The following is a 20,303-nucleotide window of genomic DNA, read 5'->3' on the forward strand; positions in this document are numbered from 1 at the left end:
GCTTGGCGCAGGGGCTCAGCCGCCCTCGATCCGGGTCAGATCGGCGACGGACAGGCAGGTGGCGCGGATGCGGTGCAGCAGGTTCAGCCGGTTGCGCCGCAGGATCGGGTTCTCGGCGTTGATCTGCACCGCCTCGAAGAACGCGTCGATCGGCCCGCGCAGACTGGCCATCGCGGCCATGGCGGCGGCGAAATCCTCGGCGCCCATCGCGGGGCCGATTGCGGCCTCGGCGGCATCGAGCGCGGCGAACAGCGCCGTTTCGGCCGGATCCTCGGCGAATTTCGGATCGGCGCCAAAGGAGTATTCCACCCCGTCCTTCGCCTCGGCCTGGGTCAGGATGTTGTTCGCCCGCCGGAACCCCTGGACAAGGTTTTCGCCATCCTCGGTCCTGAGAACCGCATTCAGCGCCTCGGCCCGGCGAACCAGCAGCGTCAGGTCGTCATTGCCCGGCATCGACAGGCAGGCGTCGATCACATCGTGGCGGATGCCCTGGTCTTTCAGGAACACCTTGAGGCGGTCGTGGAAGAAGGCGAGGAGGTCGGAAGTCTTCTCAGTAGCTTCGGCGCGCCAGAACTCAGCCTTTTGGTAGTCGCCGCCACCGAAGCCTCCACCGGAAAGCATCACAAAGAACTCAATCAGAAAATCCGTTTGACCTCCAAAACCATAGCCATCGCCGTTTCGACCTTCACCACTTCTAACAACGTGCGAACGCATAAGGTGGCCCAACCCCATCTCACTTAGGCTCATTCGCACCCCATTCCCCAGCACCAGCCGGATCACCCCCAGCGCCGCGCGCCTCAGCGCGAAGGGGTCCTTCGACCCCGTGGGTTTCTCGTCGATAGCCCAGAAGCCGGTGAGGGTGTCCAGTTTGTCGGCCAGCGCCACGGCGACGGAGACCGGCTCGGTGGGCACGTCGTCGGAGGGGCCGAGGGGGGAGTAGTGGTCGCGGGCGGCGTTGGCCACGGCGTCGCCAAGGCCCGCCTCAAGGGCGTAGTAGCGGCCCATCGTGCCCTGCAATTCGGGAAACTCGTAGACCATGGACGACGCCAGATCCAGCTTGGCCACCCGCGCGGCCTGTGCCGCCAGATCGGGATCGGCGCCGACCAGCGGCTCGATCTCGCTTGCCAGCGCCTCGATCCGGGCGATGCGGTCGGCCTGGCTGCCCAGCTTGTTGTGGAACGTGACCTGGCCCAGCGCCGCGCGCCATTCCTCCATCCCCGCACGGGCCACGGCAAGGTCGTTTCCCCAGAAAAACGCCGCATCCGACAGCCGCGCGGCCAGCACTTTTCCGTTCCCATGCAGGATGGTTTCGCCATTATCGGGCGTTTCGCGGTTCGCGACTGTCACAAATCGAACAATCCGGCCCGTTCCGGGGTCGCGCACCGAAAAGAACTTCTGATGCTCCTTCATCGAGGTCTGCAACACCTCGGCCGGCAGGCTCAGGAACTCCTCGCGGATCGCGCCCATCAGCACGACAGGCCATTCCACCAGCCCCGCCACCTCGGCCAGCAAGCCGCGATCCTCGACCAGTTCCAGCCCCTGGGCAAAGGCGGCATTGGTGGCCTCGTGCCAGATATGCGCGGCGCGCTCGTCCTGATCCAGCATCACGAAACCGCGTTTCAGCTTGGCCTGATAATCCTCGATCCCCGTCACCCGGAACGGTTCGGGCGCCATGAAACGGTGGCCGCGGGTCACATCGCCCGCGCGGATCCCGTCCACCTCCAGCGGCACGATCTCGGCCCCTGCCTCGTCACTCAGGATGCACAGGATCGACTGCAAGGGTCGCACCCAGCGCAAGCTGCCCGTGCCCCAGCGCATCGACTTGGGCCAGGGGAAGCTGCGGATCGTCGCCTCCAGCACCTCGGCCACGATCTCGGGCGCGGGGCGGCCGGGTTTTTCCAGGATCGCGACCCAGACCTGCCCCTTCTTGTCGTCACGCGCCTGCAACTGCTCGCGGCTCAACCCGGTCGAGCGCAGGAACCCCTCCAGCGCCTGCTCGGGCGCGTCGGTGCGCGGGCCCTTGCGTTCCTCGCGCAGATCGGGGCTGCGCGCCGTCAGCCCCTCGACCGCCAGCGTCAGCCGCCGGGGCGTCGACCAGGCCCGGGCGGCGGCATAGGTCAGCCCCGCCTCGACCAGCCCGTTCGTCACCCGCTCGCGCAGCGCGTCGCGCGCACCGGCCTGCATGCGCGCGGGAATTTCCTCGGAAAACAGTTCGATCAGCAGATCGGGCATGGGCTGTCCCTACTCGGCCGCGGCCGGCGCGTCGCCCGTCCAGCCCCCGGCATTGGTCTCGACAAAGGCATCGGCGCAGCGTTTCGCCAGCGCGCGCACCCGCCCGATATAGGCCTGCCGCTCGGTCGGCGAGATCACGCCGCGCGCATCCAGCAGGTTGAAGAAATGGCTGGCCTTGATGCACTGGTCATAGGCCGGATGCACCATGATGATCCGCTTGCCCGAGCGCGGATCAAGCTGCGGATGGTCCAGGATACGCCCGCATTCCGCCTCGGCCGCCTCGAAGAAATGCAGCAGTTTCGCGGTATCGGCCACGTCGAAATTCCAGCGCGAATATTCCTCTTCGGTCTGACGGAACACGTCACCGTATTTCAGCGGGATCGGCGCGTCGGGATCGTTGAAGGGCATGTCCATCACATGGTCGATGCCCAGCACATACATCGCCAGCCGTTCCAGCCCATAGGTAAGCTCGCCCGAAACGGGGCGGCAATCATGCCCGCCGACCTGCTGGAAATAGGTGAACTGGCTGACCTCCATCCCGTCGCACCAGACCTCCCAGCCCAGGCCCCAGGCGCCCAGCGTCGGGCTTTCCCAATCATCCTCGACAAACCGGATGTCGTGATAGTCGAAGTCGATCCCGATGGCGGCGAGCGAGCCGAGATACAGGTCTTGCAGATCGGGGGGGCTGGGTTTGATCAGCACCTGGTACTGGTAATAGTGCTGCAAGCGGTTCGGGTTCTCGCCATAGCGCCCGTCGGTCGGCCGACGCGAGGGCTGGACATAGGCCGCGGCCCAGGGGCGGCTGCCCAGCGCGCGCAGCGTGGTCGCCGGGTGAAAGGTGCCCGCGCCCACCTCCATGTCATAGGGTTGCAGGATGGCGCAGCCCTTGGCCGCCCAGTAATCCTGAAGCCGCAGGATGATCTCCTGGAAACTGCGCGGTTTGCCGTCGCTCATGGCGCATGGGCCCCTTTGCCGGTGAAGACGGGGTCTCAATAGGCAACAGGTGCAACAGGGTCAATCGAACCTGCGCGCCTGACAGAGGTTTGTCGTGCATCGCCCGGCGGCTTTGCTAGGGTCTCGGGGCGATTCGCACCCGTGGGTTGAACCTGGGGACATATGGAGTTTCCAAGACTTATGACGAGACTTGCCGCCGTTCTGATCCTGCTGATCGCCGCCGCCCTGCCCGCCGCCGCGCAAGAGCGCGTCTGGGTCCAGATCGAGGCCCACCCCACGCTGAACGAGGCCGAGGACCGCGCCCGGACCTATGCGGGGAATTTCGGCAATGTGGGTGCGTTCCGGCTGGCCTCGGGCTGGTACGGGATCGCGCTGGGTCCCTATGACCGGGCCGAGGCCGAGGCGGCGCTGCGCCAGTTGCGCGGTGGCGGGTCGATCCCGCGCGACAGTTTCGTGTCGGACGGGGGCGATTTCCGTCAGCAGATCTGGCCCGTGGGCGCCGCGCTGGACAGCCCCGCCCCGCAGCCCCCCGCCGAGCCCGCTGCCGCACCTGTCCCGGCCGAGCCCCCGGCGCAGACCACGCTGCCCGACGAAACCCGGGCCGAGGCGCTGCAAGCCGAACGCACTCTGGAACGCGAAGACCGCGCACTGATCCAGACGGCGCTGCAATGGAAGGGCCACTACAATCAGGCGATCGACGCCTCGTTCGGGCCGGGCACGCGCAACGCCATGGCCGCCTGGCAGACCGCCGAGGGGCACGAGCCGACGGGCGTTATGACCACGCGCCAGCGCGCCGACCTGATCGCCGCCTATCAGGCCGAGACCGGGCGGCTGGGCATGGCCGCGCTTGACGAACGCGAGGCGGGCATCCGGATCGAGATGCCGCTGGGGCTGGTCGAATTCGACCGCTACGAACCGCCCTTCGTCCATTTCGGCCCGCGCGGCGACAGCGGGGTGCGGGTGCTGCTGATCAGCCAGCGCGGCGATCAGGCGACGCTGTACGGACTGTATGACATCATGCAATCGCTTGAAATCGTGCCGCTTTCGGGTACGCGCGAACGCGATGCCGCGTCCTTTACGCTGACCGGCCAGAACGCCCGCCTGCAATCCTACACCTATGCGCGGCTGATCGGCGGGGCGGTCAAGGGGTTTGCGCTGGTCTGGCCCGCGGCCGAGGATGAACGGCTGATGATGCGCGCCGCGATGACCATGCGTGAAACGCTGGAATCGGTGCCCAATGCCGCACTCGACCAGACCATGGGCGAGGCCAGCCCGGAGCAGCGCGCCGACATGCTGGCGGGGCTGGAAATCCGCAAGCCCGACGAAACCCATTCGGGCTTCTTCGTGGATGCGAGGGGCACGGTTCTGACCGCCGTGAAGGGGCTTGAGGGCTGCAACCGCATCACCATCGGCCATGATGTCGAGATGCGCCTGACGGCCAGCGAGTCCGCGCTGGGCCTTGCCGTGTTGAAACCCACCGTGGCGCTGGCGCCGATCGAATATGCCAGCTTCCAGGCAAGGGTGCCGCGGCTGAGGTCAGAGGTCGCGGTGGCGGGCTTTTCCTATGGCGAGGTACTGGACCTGCCGGTGCTGACCAATGGCACGCTGGCCGATCTGCGCGGGCTGAACGGCGAGGACGGCATCGCGCGGCTGGAAATCGAGGCGCTGCCCGGCGATACCGGCGGGCCGGTCTTCGACGCAGCGGGCGCGGTGCTGGGTGTTCTGCTGGCCCCCGCCGAAGGGGCGCGGCAACTGCCCGCCAATGTGCGCTATCTGGCCGATGTCGCCTCAGTCGGCGCCTTCCTGTCGGGCAACGGCATCGAGATGCGCGCCTCCGAGTCCGAGGGCGCGCTGCCGCCTGCGGTGCTGAACCGGCGCGCGGCGGACATGACGGTGCCCGTATCCTGCTGGAACTAGGGGGTATCAGGCGCGCCAGAACTGCGTGGTCAGGATCGCGAAGACCACCAGCAATTCCAGCCGCCCGATCAGCATGGCCATCGACAGGATCCACTTCGCCGGATCGTTCAGCCCGGCGAAGTTGCCCGCGGGCCCGATATGCTCGCCCAGACCCGGCCCGATATTGGCCAGCGCCGTCGCCGCCCCCGACAGCGCGGTGGTCGCATCCAGCCCCGTCGCGCTCAGCAGCACCGATGTCAGCCCCAGCGTGACCACGAAGAACACGAAGAACGACATCACCGAGGACAGCACCTCGTCATCCACCGGCCGCCCGTCGAAACGCGGCTGGAACACCCCGTGCGGGGCGTAGATCTCCTTGATCCGCACCCGGATCGCCGAGAACAGGATCTGGTAGCGGAAGACCTTGACCGAACAGGCTGTCGAGGCCGAGCACCCACCGATCAACCCGATGAAAAAGAACGCGATCATCGGGAATGACCCCCAGAGCTGGTAATCGGTGCTGGCATAGCCCGTTCCCGAGATGATCGAGACGACATTGAACATGCCCTCGCGGAACGCGTGTTCGGCATTGTCCGCGTTCACCAGGACACGGTAGCCCGCCATCAGCAGCACAAGCCCGAAGATCAGGCTCAGATAGGTCCAGACCTGGCTGTCGCGCAGCAGCGGCCGGGCATGGCCCGCGACAAGCTGGACGTAACGCACGAAGGGCAGGCTGGCGAAGATCATGAACACGGACGCGACATATTCCGCCCCCCCCTGAAACGCCCCGAACGAGGCATCGCGGGTCGAGAAGCCGCCGGTCGACATCGTGGTAAGCGCGTGGTTCAGCGCGTCGAACGCACCCATCCCGGCCGCCCCATAGGCAAACCCGCAGGCCACCGTCAGCGCGACATAGATCCACGATATCTGCGAGGCGATCTGCGCCGCGCGCGGCAGCACCTTGCCCGAGGTCTCGAACGCCTCCGAGCGGAAGATCTGCATCCCCCCCACCCTGAGTTCCGGCAGAAAGGCCATCGCCACGACGATGATCCCGATACCGCCGAACCATTGCAGCATCGAGCGCCACAGAAGCGTTCCACGCGGCAAATCGTCGAGCCCGGAAAAGACCGTCGAGCCGGTGGTGGTCATGCCCGACATCGCCTCGAAAAAGGCATCCACCGGCCGGGCATCGGGCAGGCCCAGCACGAAGGGCAGCGCGGCAAAGACCGGCAGAACCAGCCACACCCCCGACGTCAGCAAGAATATCTGTTGCAGTTTAAGCCGGTCGTCGGTCCCATTGGCGCAGGCCAGTGCCACCAACCCGCCCGCCAGCCCGGTAATGATCGCCGACTCGAGAAAGGCCCGCCAGTTCGGATTGCCCGCCGCCATGTCGACAGCCATGGGTATCAGCATGGTCGCGCCCAGAATGGCGACCAGCAGGCCGATCACATATCCGACGGGACGCAGATCAAACATGACGCGCAGGCTTGGCCGGGCGCGCCGTGGCTGTCAAGCGGCGCCTCAGCCGTGATGGATGAGCGTGGCGAACAGCTTTGGGTCCAGGCTTTCCGCGGCAAAGGTCGGGCCCTCGGTCAGCACGCTGACCGCGTCATGGCTGTGCAGGCTTTCCTGATGGCTTGCCACGACCCGGAAATCGTCGATCCGCGGTTCGCGCTCCAGCGCCTCGCAAAAGAGCCGCGCGGCATCCTCGACAAAGATCGGATGCGCTGCGTTCAGTTCCGCGAATGCCTGTTCGTCCTCGCGCTTGACCATCACCTGCGTCTCGGTCGGCACCGCCGAGCGGCAGATCTCGATCAGATCCTCGAACCACAAGCAAGGCGCGTCCGGGTCCAGCACCACCGAGATGCGCGCCACCGAACGTTGCGAATGGGGTGTCGCCAATTGGCCCCGCTCGCGCCGCGCGTGTTCGGAAAGTTCAAGCGAGCACGGACAGGTCGAGGAGTACACATAGTCCATGTGCATGATCTTCTTGACCACACCCGCCTGTTCCACCAGTTCCAGCGCGAAGTCGTAATATTGGAAACCTTCAAGTCCCGAACGCAGCGAACGCACCTTCATCGGGAACGAAAACCGCATCATGATGCGCGCATCGAAGCTTTCCAGATCGCTCTTGTAGCTGTCCAGCGCCGCCTCGATCACCTCGAAGCTGAAGGTCCGTTCGGCATGCGCATAAAAGCTGCGCATGATGCGGGACATGTTGATGCCCTTCTTCTCGGCCTCGAGGCTGACCGTGCCGGTGACCGAGGTTTCCAGCGTCAGATCGCCATTGTCGCGGGTGAGGAACCGGATCGGCAGGCGGAAATTCGAGATGCCGACATGCTGGATGGGTCGCTTCGCGCCGCGGATCAGGCTGGCGGGGCCGTTCTGCAAGTCGGGCATGGTCGCCTTGTAGGCGTCATCGGCCTGAAACCCGTGCGGATAGGCGCGGCTGAGCGCGGGATAACCGTCAGCCGGACGGCCCGCCACCAGCGCGGCCAGCGCGGGATCGACCGTGGACAGCTCTGCCGCGGGCGCCGTGTTCGCCCAGCGGCGCAGGATCTCAAGCGCGCGTTCTGCGTCCTCGCGCCCGGGCATCGCGTCGATCTCGCGGTTATGGACGTTCATCTTCGGCCCCTCCTTCTCGCATCGGTTCCGACGGAGCTTAAAGATGGGCGCCCGCGGCCAAATGTCCACGGAAAATGACAGATTTTTCCCGCGCCCCCGATCACCCCGCGTCGAGCGCGGATTTCAGGTCGGAAATCAGGTCGCCCGGGTCTTCCAGCCCGACGCTGAGCCGCAGCAGACCGGGGCTGATGCCCAGCGCGGCCTTGCGATCCTCGGGCAGGCGCTGGTGGGTCGTGGTGGCGGGATGGGTCGCGATGCTTTTCGCGTCGCCAAGGTTGTTCGAGATCTTCCAGATGTCCAGCCGGTCGAGCAGCGCAAAGGCCGCGTCCTTGCCGCCCGCAAGCTCGACCGCCAGCACCGTGCCGCCCTCGGGGAACAGCGCATGCTGCGGATGGCTGGGCAGCCCCGGATAGATCACGCGCGAGAGTCGCGGATCGCCCTCCAGCGCCGCGGCAATCGCGCGCGCGCTGGCCGCCTGTGCCCGCACCCGCAGGTCCAGCGTTTCCAGACCCTTCAGCATCACCCAGGCGTTGAACGGGCTGATCGCGCCGCCGGTATGCTTCATGTAGGTCTCGACCGGCCCGCGCACCATGTCGCGGGGGCCAAGGATCATGCCGCCCAAGCACCGCCCCTGCCCATCCACATGCTTGGTGGTGGAATAGACCACCAGATCGGCGCCCTGCTCGATGGCGCGCGAAAAGACCGGCGTGGCAAAGACATTGTCGACGATCACCAGCGCGCCCGCCGCATGGGCCAGCGCCGCCACCGCCGCAATGTCGATCACCTCCAGCGTGGGGTTCGAGACCGTCTCGAAGAACACAGCCCTTGTGCCCGGCGTGATCGCGTCGCGCCACTGATCCAGATCGGTGCCATCGACAAAAACGACCTCGACCCCGAAGCGGGGCAGGATTTCCTCGAGGATATAAAGGCATGAGCCGAACAGCGCGCGCGCCGCCACCACCCGATCGCCCGAGCGGACCAGCGCCATAAGCGCGCCATTCACCGCCGCCATGCCCGAGGCCGTGGCAAAGCCCGCCTCGGCGCCCTCGATCGCGGCCAGCCGGTCCTCGAACATCGCCATGGTGGGGTTGCCGTAGCGGGCATAGATGAACTCGTCCGGCCCGGCTTCGAGAAACCGCGCCTCGGCCGCGCCGGCGCTGGGATAATCGAAGCCCTGGGTCAGGAACAGCGCTTCGGAGAGTTCCCCATACTGGCTGCGCCGCGCCCCGCCATGGACTCCTTGCGTCCGCTTCGACCACTTGCCCATCATCGCCCGCGCCCTCCGCGCCCAAGGAAACCACCACCGTCCAGGACGTCGGGGGTCTGGCCCTGACCTCGCGAGCGGTTTGCATTGGCTGGCCCGCATAGCAGAGCCCGCACAACGCCCGTTCCGCCATCGCGGCCCGGCACCTGTTGTCTAGGAGATCGCCCAAGGCTGTTCAAGCCGTGTCCTGACTTCGCGTTCGCCATGTGTTCCACCGCTGAAGCGGGGCACGCGAAAAGCCATCGCTATCCGTCACAGGCGGGGTTCGGCGCTGCATCCGGCAGGTCGACGACCATGACCTTATCGGGAAACCCCTCGCCCGCGGGGTCGAGCCGGTCCAGCATCGCCTGCGTTACCAGCAGCTCGCCGGTGTCGGTGATCATCAGCACGGCCGAGACCCCCATCGCCGCCGCAACCCGCGCCCAGTCGGCGCGGCCAGCAACCGCCAGCGCGGTGGCGGCGGCATCGGCCCGGGCGCCATCGGTGTCGAGCACCGAAACCGACACGATCTCGCGCACCGGATAGCCCGTGCGCGGGTCGATGATATGGGCGAAGCGCTCGCCCTCATGCTCGAAATAGCGTTCGTAATTGCCCGATGTATAAAGCACCTCTCCCGGCCGCAACGACAGCGCCGCGACCGCCCCCCAGACAAAGGGATCGCGGATCGCCACCCGCCACGGGCGGCGGCCATGCGTGCCCAGCACGTTCACATCGCCCCCCGCATTCAGCACCGCGTTGTCGATGCCGCGCGCGCGCAGTTCGGCCGCCGCCAGATCCAGCGCCGCCCCCTTGGCAAAGCCGCCAAGGTCCAGCTGCACGGCCGGGTTGGCCGAACGGATGTCTGTCCCATCCAGGTGCAGATCGGTGATCCGCGGCCGGGCGGCGACCAGTGCAGCAACCGACTCCGGCGAAGGCGGCGCGCCCTGGGGGGGCGTGTCGGCATGAAAGCCCCATAGCGCGACAAGGGCGCCGATCGCGGGATCGAAAAGGCCGCCGCTTTCGCAGGACAGGCGCCGGGCCTCGTGCAGGATCCCGGCAAGCCGGGGGTCGACCGCATGCGCCTCGCCCCGCGCGATGGCGGCGTTCAGATCATTCAGCGCGCCGGGGCGCCAGGCGTGCCAATCCCTGTGCAATTGCTGCAACACCTGGCCAACCGCCGCCGTTGCGGTCAGCGCGGTGTCACGCTGTTCGCCGCGGATCTCGATCTCGACCAGGGTGCCGAAGACATAAAGCGTTTCGCGGTGAACCTGGTCGTTCCGGGCCGCCTGCGCCGCCGCGAACGCGATCACCGTCAGAAGCGCCGCCGCCCAAAGGGCAAGGATGCGGGCGCCTGGCCGTTTCATGTGCCGCCCGGTCTGCGCGCCGCGATCACCTCCTCGATGCGCATGCCCGAGACCAGCCCGCCCCGGCGGTCGGCAAGACGCGCGGGCAGAAGTGACAAGGCCAGAACCGGCAGGCACAGAAGCGCAACGGTCAGGTCCGACAACCCGAGCCCCGAGAAGATGGCGGCAGCCAGAACCAGCGCGGCGGGGGGCAACAGATAGGCCAGCCCCGCGGCGCCAAGAAGCGCGTTGCCCGGCATCGAGACAACGACCTCGTCGCCCGGCGCCACCAAGACGCTGCGGGGCAGACGGATTTCAAGGGGCGCAGAGTCCGCCATTTCCGCCAGCGCGCCCGCGCCGCACCCGGTCCGGGCGGCGCATTGGGCGCAGCCCGACATCCGGTCCGCGGTCAGCCGAACGACAGCGCCCTCGACGCCCACGACCCGCAGCGTCTGGCGCAGGGCCCGCGGATCGCCGGCCGCCTGATCCGGCGGGCAGGGGCGGCTGGCGTTCGGCATGGCGCGCGCTCCTAGTCGGCCGGAACGACGCAGCCGTCTTCCATGCACAGGCTCAGGCATTGCGGCATGTCGTGATCGGGTTCGCATTCGGTGCAGAGGTCGGCCTTGACGGCATAGACGCCCTTGGTGGCGTAGATCGCGCTGGTCGGGCAGGCCGGGGCGCAATCGCCGCAGGAGGTACAGAGGTCGGCAATGATCTGCATGGCCATGGGAGGATCCTTTCTTTCAGGTTTGCAAGTCGTTCCGCGTATCGTTCCGGTCGGCTCAGCCCGGGCGCACCTTGACCGTACCGCCCAGAACCTGGCACTGGCAGGCCAGCCGGTCATTATGGCCGGCCAGGTTGTCCTTCAGCACCCGCAGTTCCAGCGCGGACGGTTCGGAGAGGTTCTCCTGGCCTTCGACGATACGGGTGATGCAGGTTCCGCATTCCCCCTCGCGGCAGCCATAGGTGATGCCCGAGCCGATCTTTTCCGAAATCTCTATGATCCGCGTGCCCGCGGGCACGTTCACCGTCAATGCGACATCGGTGAAGGTCAGTTTCGCCGTCGCCATGGGGTCTCCTTTTTCGTCAGCGTCCAAGCAACGCGCTCATGTCGATTTCCCGCTCTGCCGGGCGGCCGGCCAGATGCGCCGCAAGCCGGCGGCCAAAATCGCGGCATTGCTCCAGTTCCTCGGCGGTCGGGTGCATCTTGATCCTCAGCCCCTTTTCGGGAACCCGCATCTTCAGCCCCTGCATCCGCGCCTCGACCATGCCCACCGCCTCACCGGTCCAGCCATAGGACCCGAAAGAGGCGCCAAGCTTGCCCTTGGTGTCGATGTCCACAAGGCTGGACAGCAGATCCCAGACCGTGCGCACCGCATCGCCGTTGATCGTTGGGGTACCGAAGGCAAGCCCGTCCGCCTCCTCGATCAGGTCGATGAAGGGGGTGACGTCGCCGCCCTGCAAATCGAAAAGCGAGACGCGCACATCGTCGCTTTCCGCCGCGCCCTCTGTGATCGCCTCGGCCATCTGCGCCGTGGCGCCATAGGCCGAGACATAGAAGATCAGCAAGGTCTTCTCGGCCCCAGTCTCGCTGGCCAGCCGCTTGGTGATGAGGCGGCGGTAATGCGTGATGTATTCGCGGGGATGCGCACGCAGCACGGGGCCGTGGCCCGGGGCGATCATGTCGATCCGCAAGGGCTCGATCAGGTCCAGCGCCTCGGTGACGTAGCGCTTGAAGGGGCGCATGATGTGGTCGAAGTAATATTCGAACGAAAAGCGGAAATCGCCGACCTTGTCGTTGTAGAGCCGCGCATCGCAATAGTGGCAGCCCAGAAGATCGCAGGTGAACAGCAGGTTCTGTTCTTCGAGATAGGTGCATTGCGTGTCGGGCCAGTGGACATAGGGCGTGGTCAGGAAACGCAGCGTCCGGTCGCCCAGCGAAACGGTGTCGCCGGTCTGGACCGTCGTGATCCTGTAGCTGTCGAAATCGTCCTTCAGCAGCGCCCGCAGCACCTGAAGTCCGCGCGGCGAGACATGGATATGGGCATGCGGCGCGCGGCGCAGCAGTTCCGGCACCGCCCCGGTATGGTCGGGCTCCAGGTGATTCAGCACCAGCGTCGTGATCTCGTCATAGCGCGCGACCGTTTCGAGCTTGGCCAGGAACTCGGCGGTGAACTCCTGCTTGACGGTGTCGATGACGGCAACGCCCTGACTGCCGCGCACGACGTAGGAATTGTAGGTCGTGCCGTTGGCGGTCTTCAGGATCACGTCGAAATTGCGCAGATCCGGGTCCAGCGCGCCGATCCAGGTGACACGGTCCGCGATCTGTTCGGGCCCCCGCGGCGCGGGGCGCGCCCGGTCGGGGGCCGGGATGGCGGGGGCGGCTGGCATCACGTTGGGCGCTCCTTTCCGATGGCCTGCGGCAGGCTTCTGACCCAAGTGTAAGCAACAAGCATGCCAAGCCGTGCCCCAGCGGGGCGCGGGCCACCCGCATGCAGCGCGGGCGCGCCTGCTGTCCGCTGTCCGACAAAATGTCGGCTTTGCGACCTCGCGGCAGCGCAGCATCCATGCGCCGCCGGGATCGCCGTTCTGCCGCCCGGATGGCACGCTCCTTGCTTCTACCTGAACGACAGCCGCTCCGGCCCGCCTTTCGCGTCCGACGACCTGCCGACGCGACCGCCATGCGAAGGAGTCCACAGGTGCCCGAATTCTTGATGATCCTGCTCGGCACGGCGCTCGTGAACAACGTGGTGCTGGTCAAGTTCCTTGGCCTGTGCCCGTTCATGGGCGTGTCGCGAAAGATCGACGCGGCGATCGGCATGGGGCTGGCGACGACCTTCGTGCTGACCCTTGCTGCGGCGGCAAGCTGGGCGATCGAGACGCTGATCCTGGTGCCGCTGGACCTGGGCTTCCTGCGCATCCTCAGCTTCATCCTGGTGATCGCCGCCATCGTGCAGTTTACCGAAGCGGTGCTGCGCAAGGTCTCGCCGGGGCTTTACCGGGCGCTCGGCATCTACCTGCCGTTGATCACGACGAATTGCGCGGTGCTGGGCGTGGCGCTTCTGAACATCCAGGAGGGGCACGACTTCGTCCAGAGCCTGCTTTACGGCTTCGGCTCGGCGCTGGGCTTTACCGCGGTGCTCGCCATCTTTGCGGGCATGCGCGAAAAGCTGGCGCAGCTTGCCGTGCCCGCGCCCTTTGCCGGGCCTCCGATCGCCTTCATCTCTGCCGGTCTTCTGTCCATGGCCTTCATGGGCTTTGCCGGTCTGGTTCCGAACTGACGGGAAGGAAACGGCACCCATGCTTCTCGCCGCCACATCCATGACCGCCATGGGCCTGGGACTGGGCCTTCTGCTGGGGCTCGCCGCGCGCAAGTTCCATGTCGAGACGCCCCCCGTCATCGACGAGATCGAGCGCATCCTGCCCGGCACGAATTGCGGCCAATGCGGGTTCCCCGGCTGCCGCGCCGGGGCCGAGGCCCTGGCCGGGGGCACGGCGCCGATCAACCTGTGCCCGCCGGGCGGGCGCGAACTGGCACTGCAACTGTCCGAAATCCTGGGCGTCGATCCCGGCGCGGGCGGCGATCTGGGCGGGATGGAGGAGGCCGAGCCGATCGTCGCCTTCATCTTCGAGGATCACTGCACCGGCTGCACCAAATGCTACAAGCGCTGCCCGACCGACGCCATCGTGGGCGCGAACAAGCAGATCCATACCGTGATCGTCGATGCCTGCATCGGCTGCAATGCCTGCATCGAGGTCTGCCCGACCGAGGCGATCATCCACCGCACGAAACCCAGAACCCTGCGCAACTGGTACTGGGACCGCCCCGGCCAGATCGAGCAGACCGGCGAAACAAGGAGATCGGCATGAGCATCTTTCCCCTTGCCGGGCGGTTCGATCCGGCGCGGCTGTTTTCCTTCCGGGGCGGCATCCACCCCGAAACCCGCAAGTTCCTGAGCGCCGATTGCGTGATCGAGGACATGCCCGTTCCACAACTGATCCGGGTGCCGCTGCAACAGCATATCGGCGTCGAGGCCGAGCCGCTGGTACAGCGCGACGACATCGTTCTGAAGGGCCAGCTGATCGGCAAGGCGCGCGGGCCGGTCTCGGCCAACATCCATGCGCCCACCTCGGGCCGGGTCATCGCGGTCGGCCATTTCACCGCGCCCCACCCCTCGGGCCTGCCGGTGCCGACCATCACCATCCGCCCCGACGGTGCCGACCAGTGGGGTCCGCGGCTGGCGCGGCTGCGTCCCGAGAATGCCGAACCCGAGGAAATCGCCGCCAAGGTCGCCGAAGCCGGGATCGTCGGCATGGGGGGCGCGACCTTCCCCGCCTCGGTCAAGCTGAACCTGCGCGCCAAGTATGACCTGCACACGCTGGTCGTGAACGGCGCGGAATGCGAACCCTACCTGACCTGCGATGACCGGCTGATGCGTGAACGTCCCGAGGAAGTCGCGGACGGCATCGCCATCATGGCGCGGGCGCTGGGCGTGCGGCAGGTGATCGTCGCCATCGAGTCGAACAAGCCGCAGGCGATCGAGGCGATGGGGCGGCACAAAAGCGTCCTTGGCTACACGCTGCGCATCAAGGCCGTGCCCACGCAATACCCGATGGGATCGGAAAAGCATCTGGTCAAGACTGTCACCGGCAAGGAGACCCCGGCCCGTGCGCTGACCGCCGAACTGGGCATCGTCGTGCATAATGCCGCGACCGCCCATGCGGTCCACCTGGCCGTACGCTATGGCGAACCCTCGATCTCGCGCGTGGTCACGGTATCCGGGCGCGGCGTGGCGCGTCCGGCCAATGTGCGGGTGCCGATCGGCACCTCGGTCTCCGATGTGCTGGCGCATTGCGGCGGGCTGGTCGAAGAACCCCAACGGCTGCTTCTGGGCGGACCGATGATGGGCCAGCCGATCCAGAACCTGCGCGTGCCGATCGTCAAGGGCACCAACGGCATTCTCGCGCTGACCAAGGCCGAAACCCGCAAGCCCGGCGTGATGCCCTGCATCCGCTGCGGGCTGTGCGTGCAGGTCTGCCCGATGGGCCTGACGCCGTTCGAGTTCAACACCAAGATACAGGCGGGCGATCTGGACGGTGCCGCGCGGGTCGGGCTGCTTGATTGCATCAGCTGCGGCTGCTGCTCGTTCACCTGCCCCTCGAACATCCCGCTGGTGCAGACCATCCACTACGCCCGCGGCAAGCTGGCCGAAAAGGAAGGTCGCAAGCACCGTCAGGAAGAAACCAAGCGGCTGGCCGCAGCCCGCACCGCGCGCGAGGAGGCCATCCAGCAGGCCAAGCGCGATGCCATGGCCAAGCGCAAGGCCGAGATGGCCGCCAAGAAGGCCCGCGAGGCCGAAACCGGCACCAAACCATCCGCCGCCGAGGCGTCGCTGAACGGGGAATCGGTGAAATGACCATCCCCCTTCTCGTCAGCGCGCCGCACACCCATTCGATGTTCAACGTCTCCCGCACGATGCTTGCGGTGATGGTCTGCCTCAGCCCCGCGACGATCTTCGGACTTTACCATTTCGGCTGGCCCGCGGTCTATCTGTTCGCGGTCACCATCGCCGCGGCGGTGCTGTTCGAGGTGCTGTGCCTTGCCATCTCGGGCAAGCCCATCCTGCGCTTTGCAACCGATGGATCGGCGGTGCTGACGGGCTGGATCCTGGCGCTGTCGCTGCCGCCCTGGGCGCCCTGGTGGGTGGGCGTCATCGGTGCGGGCATCGCCATCGTGATCGGCAAGCATGTCTTCGGCGGGCTGGGGCAGAACATGTTCAACCCCGCCATGGTCGCGCGGGCGATGCTCTTGGTGGCGCTGCCGGTGCAGATGACCACTTGGGTACCGGTTCTGCATGGCACCGACGGCCCGGATCATATCCAGGCGCTTGCCATCACCTTCGGCGGCGGGGCGGATTTCGACGCGATCAGCAGCGCCTCGGTGCTGGGCCAGATCCAGAGCAAGCTGGATGCCGGCCTGCCGATGGCAAGCATCCTTGCCGAGGCGGGCAGCCTGAAGGACCAGTTCATCGGCTTCGTGCCCGGCTCGCTGGGCGAAACCAGCGCGGCCTTGCTGCTCGCGGGCGGGATCTGCCTGATCCTGCTCAGGATCATCACCCCCGTCATTCCGCTGAGCATGCTGGGATCGCTGGGCCTTCTGTCCGGCGCAGCCTGGCTGATCGCCCCCGACAGCTTTCCGCCGCCGCAGGTGCATCTGGCCTCGGGCGCGGTGATGCTTTGCGCCTTCTTCATCGCCACCGATTACGTGACATCGCCGATCACCGGTCTGGGCAAGATGATCTACGGCATCGGGATCGGGGCGCTGATCTTCATCATCCGCAGCTGGGGTTCGTTCCCCGAAGGTGTGGCCTTTGCCGTCCTTCTGATGAATGCCTGCACGCCGCTGATCGACGAATACGCCCGGCCCCGCATCTTCGGGCGCACCCGTTCGGGCAAGCCGCTCGCCCTGCGAGAAGACAAATGACCGAGACCTCACCCACTGCCCCGCCCCGCACCTCTGGTCCCGCCCGTTTCGCGGCGCTGCGCCATTCCCCGGCCTGGCATGGCCTGCTGCTGGCGGGATTCACGCTGGCCACCGCGCTGATCCTGTCCTACTCGCACGATCTGACCCGGGACGCCATCGCGGACCGCCAGACCGAGGATCTGCTGGCCTCGCTTGCCCAGGTGATCCCGGCGCAGCTGCATGACAACGACCTGAGCGCGGACACAAGAACGCTCGCCGACGCGACCGAGGGCGCGGTGCCGGTCCATCTGGCGCTGCGCGGGGGCGAGGTGACGGGCGTGGCCTTCGTGCTGACGGGCTATGGCTATTCCGGCGCGATCCGGGTTCTGATCGGCTTGGCCCCCGACGGCACGCTGCTGGGCGCGCGGGTGCTGTCGCACACCGAGACCCCGGGCCTTGGCGACAAGATCGAGATCGCCAAGCATGACTGGATCGAGGGCTTTGCCGGCCGCTCGCTGACCGATCCCGGCCCCGAGGGCTGGAAGGTGAAGAAGGATGGCGGCGTCTTCGACCAGTTCTCGGGCGCCACGATCACCCCCCGGGCCGTGGTCGGCGCGGTCCATCGCGGCCTTGCCCTGTTCGAGCGGCACCGCGACGCGCTTGTGACCCCGACCGGCGACAAGGAGGCTGAGTGATGTCCACCGATTTCGGCAGGATCGCGCGCAACGGGCTTTGGGACAACAACGTCGTCTTTGGTCAGCTTCTGGCGCTGTGCCCGCTGCTTGCGGTCACAGGCACCGCGACCAACGGGCTGGGGATGGGGCTTGCCTCGATGGCGGTGATGGTCGGCGCCGGGCTTGCGGTGTCGATCCTGCGCAATGTCATCACCCCGGAAATCCGCATCCCGGCCTTCGTCCTGCTGATCGCCTGCCTGGTGACCGTGGTCGACCTGATGATGAACGCCTGGCTGCACGACCTGCACAGGATGCTGGGCCTGTTCATTCCGCTGATCGTCACCAACTGCGCGATCCTGGGCCGGGCCGAGGCCTTCGCCTCGCGCCAGAACCCGCTGGCCGCCGGCTTCGACGGGCTGATGATGGGGCTGGGCTTCACCGTGGCGCTGGTGGTGCTGGGCGCGGTGCGCGAAATCCTTGGCTCAGGCACGCTGTTTGCCAATGCCTCGCTGCTTCTGGGCAGCCAGTTCGGCTTTCTGGAAATGACCGTGATCCCCGATTACCAGGGCTTCCTGCTGCTGATCCTGCCGCCGGGCGGGTTCATTGCGCTCGGCTTCCTGCTGGCGCTGAAATCGCTCGCCGACAACCGCAGCCGCGACCGCCAGACCGGGCCTGACGAAAGGCCGCAGGAAAAGGTCTTTACCGCCGTCGGCGTGCTGTCCCCCAGAACCGTAGCCGGAGAAACGCCATGATCGTGGGTGTCGCCTTTGCCAAGCCGACCGCGCAGGTCTGGAAGAACATCGACATTCCCGAAGGCGCCACCGTGCGCGACGCGATCGAGCGCTCGGGGCTTCTGGACCAGTTCCCCGAGATCGACCTTGCCACCAACAAGGTCGGCATCTTCGGGGCGATCGTGAAACTCGACCAGCCCGTAAAGGAAGGCGACCGGGTCGAGATCTACCGCCCGATCCATCCCGAAGCCGAGCTGCTCGAAAAGACCTGAGCCGATGCGAAACCCGGTCCGACGCCAAGGAGACAGGACGATGCAGACCCCCACCCGCCGCCGCTTTCTGGAATGCCTGCTGGCCGGTGCCGCTGCGACCGGCGCGTGCGGGCTGCTCGCCCCCGCCGCCTGGGCGCGCAGCCCCGCCATCATCGTCGGGGGTGGCCCGGCAGGCGCAGGCGCCGCGCTGGCGCTGCGCCAGGCACAGCCCGACACCCCCGTTCTGATGATCGAGCGCGATCCGACCCGGCTGGGCCGCAGCCCGGCGCTGGCCTTCGACCAACCCGCTGCCGGACCGGATCTCGACATGCTGCGCCGCGCCGGGGTCGAGGTCGTTCTGGACGATGTCGTGGATCTCGACTGGAAAGCCGCGCGGATCGAGTTGTTCAGCGGGCGGCGCCTGGCCTTCGATCGGCTTTTCATGGCGCCCGGAAGCGCCGCGCTGGACGAGGCCATCCCCGGCCTCGATCCCAGAACCCGCCATCTCTGGCCCGCCGCCTGGGGCAATCTGCGCGAGGCCCGCCGCCTGAGGGCGCAACTGGCCAGCCTGCCCGGGACGGGCCATGTCGTGCTGCGCCTGCCCGCCACGATCAGCCATCCCGAGGCCGCGCTGGGCCGCGCCCTCGATCTGGCCGCACTGCTTTCGCGCACACGGCCCGACAGCCGGTTGACCGTTCTCGAAGGCAGCCGCGGAACCGATCTGGCCGCGCGCTTCCAGAGCGAACTTGCCCGGCAGCGGCTGCATCTCGGGACCGAATGGCTGGACGGCGCAAATGGCGGCACGGTCCTGCGGGTCGATGCTGCCCGGGGCGAGATCGAGACCGATGCCGGCCGGCTGCGCGCCGATGTGGTCAACTTCGTCGGACATCAGGGCGCAGGCCCGATTGCCCGCACCGCCGGGCTGACCGATGACAGCGGATGGTGCCCGACCGATCCGCGCGGCCGCTCGACCCGCCATCCCGAAGCCGTGATCCTGGGCGATGCGCGCAAGGCCGCCCGCCGCACGATCGCCGACGCCCTGCTGTCGGCACGCGCCGCGGCCTCGGCCTGACGCCCGCCCGCTTGCCCACGCCTGCGCCATGCACGGCGCAGGCGCCGACGCGACCCTAACGCCCCTCAACAGGCTCAGCAAAGGACTTCACTGCCATGGCCAGAATCGGAATTTTCTTCGGCACCGACACCGGCAAGACGCGCAAGGTGGCGATGCAGATCAAGAAGATGTTCGACGACGATCTGGTGGCCAAGCCGGTCAACGTCACCCGCGCGGATGTCGAGGATTTCATGAGCTACGATTTCCTGATCCTCGGCACCCCGACGATGGGCGACGGGCTTCTGCCGGGGCTCGGCGCGGATTGCGCGACCGAGAACTGGGAGGAATTCCTGCCCGGGCTTCGGGACCGGGACTTCTCGGGCAAGACCATCGCGATCTTCGGCCTTGGCGACCAGGTGACCTACCCGCTCGATTTCGTGAACGCGATCTTCTACCTGCACGAATTCTTCGAAACCCGCGGCGCCCGGCTCGTCGGCCGCTGGCCCACCGCGGGCTACAGCTTCGAGGACTCGCTGGCCGTGGACGGTGGCGAGTTCCTTGGCCTCGCGCTCGATCTCGACAACCAGGCGAACCTGACCGAGGAGCGCCTGAACGGCTGGCTGAAAAGCATCTCGGCCGATTTCGGCCTGCCCCTGTAGCCCGGCCGCCCTTCGCCGTTTTTAGGTTCTTTTGTCTGTCTGTTTTGCGACGTTGTGTTCTGGGTTTGACGGGTTGGGTGGCTTGGGTGTTGGGTCTGGGGAGATTGGCATGGTTTGTGCTTCTTCCCTTTCGCACATTCAAGGCACAGGAGACCTGCCCATGTCCGCGCCGCTGATCCCG

Annotated in this window: 20 protein-coding genes; 10 read left to right on the plus strand and 10 right to left on the minus strand. The window is 66.9% G+C overall.

All coding sequences use genetic code 11. From position 1 onward, the window contains the following. Positions 1-15: 15 nt before the first annotated feature. Positions 16-2,232, minus strand: coding sequence for a glycine--tRNA ligase subunit beta (gene glyS, locus GH815_RS16400; protein WP_153749836.1), 2,217 nt, complete (start codon positions 2,230-2,232; stop codon positions 16-18). Between the two features lie 9 nt (positions 2,233-2,241). Beyond that, positions 2,242-3,186 carry a glycine--tRNA ligase subunit alpha gene (locus GH815_RS16405; protein ID WP_153749837.1) on the minus strand — a complete coding sequence of 315 codons (945 nt, stop codon included), beginning with the start codon at positions 3,184-3,186 and terminating at the stop codon, positions 2,242-2,244. Between the two features lie 180 nt (positions 3,187-3,366). On the opposite strand from GH815_RS16405, the gene GH815_RS16410 reads away from it, so the two are divergent. Further along, positions 3,367-5,103 (plus strand): serine protease, encoded by a 1,737-nt coding sequence (locus GH815_RS16410; protein WP_153749838.1) that lies wholly within the window; start codon positions 3,367-3,369, stop codon positions 5,101-5,103. 6 nt (positions 5,104-5,109) lie between these two features. On the opposite strand, the gene GH815_RS16415 is transcribed toward GH815_RS16410, so the two are convergent. The 8 genes from GH815_RS16415 to GH815_RS16450 all read right to left on the minus strand — a co-directional run bounded on the left by GH815_RS16415 (position 5,110) and on the right by GH815_RS16450 (position 12,684). Beyond that, positions 5,110-6,558 (minus strand): TrkH family potassium uptake protein, encoded by a 1,449-nt coding sequence (locus GH815_RS16415; RefSeq protein WP_153749839.1) that lies wholly within the window; start codon positions 6,556-6,558, stop codon positions 5,110-5,112. A 45-nt stretch (positions 6,559-6,603) separates the two neighbouring features. After that, positions 6,604-7,707: a GTP cyclohydrolase FolE2 gene (folE2, locus tag GH815_RS16420; RefSeq protein WP_153749840.1), complete on the minus strand. Its 1,104-nt coding sequence runs from the start codon at positions 7,705-7,707 to the stop codon at positions 6,604-6,606. Positions 7,708-7,807: 100 nt separating this feature from the next. Continuing rightward, the gene (gene metZ / locus GH815_RS16425) at positions 7,808-8,977 is read right to left on the minus strand and encodes an O-succinylhomoserine sulfhydrylase (RefSeq protein ID WP_153749841.1); all 1,170 of its coding nucleotides are present in this window, start codon (positions 8,975-8,977) and stop codon (positions 7,808-7,810) included. Between the two features lie 239 nt (positions 8,978-9,216). Continuing rightward, on the minus strand, positions 9,217-10,314 hold the full coding sequence (locus GH815_RS16430) for an FAD:protein FMN transferase (protein WP_153749842.1): 1,098 nt from the start codon (positions 10,312-10,314) through the stop codon (positions 9,217-9,219). Continuing rightward, positions 10,311-10,811, minus strand: coding sequence for a SoxR reducing system RseC family protein (locus GH815_RS16435; protein WP_153749843.1), 501 nt, complete (start codon positions 10,809-10,811; stop codon positions 10,311-10,313). Before GH815_RS16435 ends, GH815_RS16430 begins: the two co-directional genes overlap by 4 nt. 11 nt (positions 10,812-10,822) lie before the next feature. Further along, complete coding sequence (locus tag GH815_RS16440) at positions 10,823-11,020, minus strand: 4Fe-4S binding protein (RefSeq protein ID WP_153749844.1); 198 nt, start codon at positions 11,018-11,020, stop codon at positions 10,823-10,825. A 55-nt stretch (positions 11,021-11,075) separates the two neighbouring features. Next, complete coding sequence (locus tag GH815_RS16445; RefSeq protein WP_153749845.1) at positions 11,076-11,363, minus strand: 2Fe-2S iron-sulfur cluster-binding protein; 288 nt, start codon at positions 11,361-11,363, stop codon at positions 11,076-11,078. Between the two features lie 16 nt (positions 11,364-11,379). Next, positions 11,380-12,684 (minus strand): FprA family A-type flavoprotein, encoded by a 1,305-nt coding sequence (locus GH815_RS16450; protein WP_153749846.1) that lies wholly within the window; start codon positions 12,682-12,684, stop codon positions 11,380-11,382. Between the two features lie 290 nt (positions 12,685-12,974). Between GH815_RS16450 and rsxA the strand changes: the two genes are divergently transcribed. The 9 genes from rsxA (at position 12,975) to GH815_RS16495 (ending at position 20,122) form a co-directional block, all read left to right on the plus strand. Then, positions 12,975-13,574 carry an electron transport complex subunit RsxA gene (gene rsxA / locus GH815_RS16455; RefSeq protein WP_211365111.1) on the plus strand — a complete coding sequence of 200 codons (600 nt, stop codon included), beginning with the start codon at positions 12,975-12,977 and terminating at the stop codon, positions 13,572-13,574. A gap of 19 nt (positions 13,575-13,593) precedes the next feature. After that, positions 13,594-14,163 (plus strand): RnfABCDGE type electron transport complex subunit B, encoded by a 570-nt coding sequence (locus tag GH815_RS16460; protein ID WP_153749847.1) that lies wholly within the window; start codon positions 13,594-13,596, stop codon positions 14,161-14,163. Continuing rightward, on the plus strand, positions 14,160-15,710 hold the full coding sequence (rsxC, locus tag GH815_RS16465; protein ID WP_153749848.1) for an electron transport complex subunit RsxC: 1,551 nt from the start codon (positions 14,160-14,162) through the stop codon (positions 15,708-15,710). Before GH815_RS16460 ends, rsxC begins: the two co-directional genes overlap by 4 nt. Then, entirely contained in the window at positions 15,707-16,777 is a 1,071-nt protein-coding gene (locus GH815_RS16470; protein ID WP_153749849.1) for an RnfABCDGE type electron transport complex subunit D, read from the plus strand. Before rsxC ends, GH815_RS16470 begins: the two co-directional genes overlap by 4 nt. Then, entirely contained in the window at positions 16,774-17,451 is a 678-nt protein-coding gene (rsxG, locus tag GH815_RS16475; protein WP_153749850.1) for an electron transport complex subunit RsxG, read from the plus strand. Before GH815_RS16470 ends, rsxG begins: the two co-directional genes overlap by 4 nt. After that, complete coding sequence (locus GH815_RS16480; protein WP_153749851.1) at positions 17,451-18,182, plus strand: electron transport complex subunit E; 732 nt, start codon at positions 17,451-17,453, stop codon at positions 18,180-18,182. The genes rsxG and GH815_RS16480 overlap by 1 nt, the downstream gene beginning before the upstream one ends. Further along, complete coding sequence (locus GH815_RS16485) at positions 18,179-18,433, plus strand: RnfH family protein (protein WP_153749852.1); 255 nt, start codon at positions 18,179-18,181, stop codon at positions 18,431-18,433. Before GH815_RS16480 ends, GH815_RS16485 begins: the two co-directional genes overlap by 4 nt. Positions 18,434-18,473: 40 nt before the next feature. Beyond that, the gene (locus GH815_RS16490) at positions 18,474-19,484 is read left to right on the plus strand and encodes an FAD-dependent oxidoreductase (protein WP_153749853.1); all 1,011 of its coding nucleotides are present in this window, start codon (positions 18,474-18,476) and stop codon (positions 19,482-19,484) included. A 95-nt stretch (positions 19,485-19,579) separates the two neighbouring features. Then, positions 19,580-20,122 carry a flavodoxin gene (locus tag GH815_RS16495; protein ID WP_153749854.1) on the plus strand — a complete coding sequence of 181 codons (543 nt, stop codon included), beginning with the start codon at positions 19,580-19,582 and terminating at the stop codon, positions 20,120-20,122. Positions 20,123-20,303: the final 181 nt, after the last annotated feature.

The organism is Rhodovulum strictum, assembly GCF_009649175.1.
In the GTDB taxonomy this organism is placed as follows: domain Bacteria; phylum Pseudomonadota; class Alphaproteobacteria; order Rhodobacterales; family Rhodobacteraceae; genus Rhodovulum; species Rhodovulum strictum.

Bases quoted from the DNA above. Each gene is read 5' to 3' on its own strand.
- glyS (WP_153749836.1), bottom strand. From the start codon at position 2,232: ATGCCCGATCTGCTGATCGAACTGTTTTCCGAGGAAATTCCCGCGCGC.
- GH815_RS16405 (WP_153749837.1), bottom strand. From the start codon at position 3,186: ATGAGCGACGGCAAACCGCGCAGTTTCCAGGAGATCATCCTGCGGCTT.
- GH815_RS16410 (WP_153749838.1), top strand. From the start codon at position 3,367: ATGACGAGACTTGCCGCCGTTCTGATCCTGCTGATCGCCGCCGCCCTG.
- GH815_RS16415 (WP_153749839.1), bottom strand. From the start codon at position 6,558: ATGTTTGATCTGCGTCCCGTCGGATATGTGATCGGCCTGCTGGTCGCC.
- folE2 (WP_153749840.1), bottom strand. From the start codon at position 7,707: ATGAACGTCCATAACCGCGAGATCGACGCGATGCCCGGGCGCGAGGAC.
- metZ (WP_153749841.1), bottom strand. From the start codon at position 8,977: ATGATGGGCAAGTGGTCGAAGCGGACGCAAGGAGTCCATGGCGGGGCG.
- GH815_RS16430 (WP_153749842.1), bottom strand. From the start codon at position 10,314: ATGAAACGGCCAGGCGCCCGCATCCTTGCCCTTTGGGCGGCGGCGCTT.
- GH815_RS16435 (WP_153749843.1), bottom strand. From the start codon at position 10,811: ATGCCGAACGCCAGCCGCCCCTGCCCGCCGGATCAGGCGGCCGGCGAT.
- GH815_RS16440 (WP_153749844.1), bottom strand. From the start codon at position 11,020: ATGGCCATGCAGATCATTGCCGACCTCTGTACCTCCTGCGGCGATTGC.
- GH815_RS16445 (WP_153749845.1), bottom strand. From the start codon at position 11,363: ATGGCGACGGCGAAACTGACCTTCACCGATGTCGCATTGACGGTGAAC.
- GH815_RS16450 (WP_153749846.1), bottom strand. From the start codon at position 12,684: ATGCCAGCCGCCCCCGCCATCCCGGCCCCCGACCGGGCGCGCCCCGCG.
- rsxA (WP_211365111.1), top strand. From the start codon at position 12,975: ATGCGAAGGAGTCCACAGGTGCCCGAATTCTTGATGATCCTGCTCGGC.
- GH815_RS16460 (WP_153749847.1), top strand. From the start codon at position 13,594: ATGCTTCTCGCCGCCACATCCATGACCGCCATGGGCCTGGGACTGGGC.
- rsxC (WP_153749848.1), top strand. From the start codon at position 14,160: ATGAGCATCTTTCCCCTTGCCGGGCGGTTCGATCCGGCGCGGCTGTTT.
- GH815_RS16470 (WP_153749849.1), top strand. From the start codon at position 15,707: ATGACCATCCCCCTTCTCGTCAGCGCGCCGCACACCCATTCGATGTTC.
- rsxG (WP_153749850.1), top strand. From the start codon at position 16,774: ATGACCGAGACCTCACCCACTGCCCCGCCCCGCACCTCTGGTCCCGCC.
- GH815_RS16480 (WP_153749851.1), top strand. From the start codon at position 17,451: ATGTCCACCGATTTCGGCAGGATCGCGCGCAACGGGCTTTGGGACAAC.
- GH815_RS16485 (WP_153749852.1), top strand. From the start codon at position 18,179: ATGATCGTGGGTGTCGCCTTTGCCAAGCCGACCGCGCAGGTCTGGAAG.
- GH815_RS16490 (WP_153749853.1), top strand. From the start codon at position 18,474: ATGCAGACCCCCACCCGCCGCCGCTTTCTGGAATGCCTGCTGGCCGGT.
- GH815_RS16495 (WP_153749854.1), top strand. From the start codon at position 19,580: ATGGCCAGAATCGGAATTTTCTTCGGCACCGACACCGGCAAGACGCGC.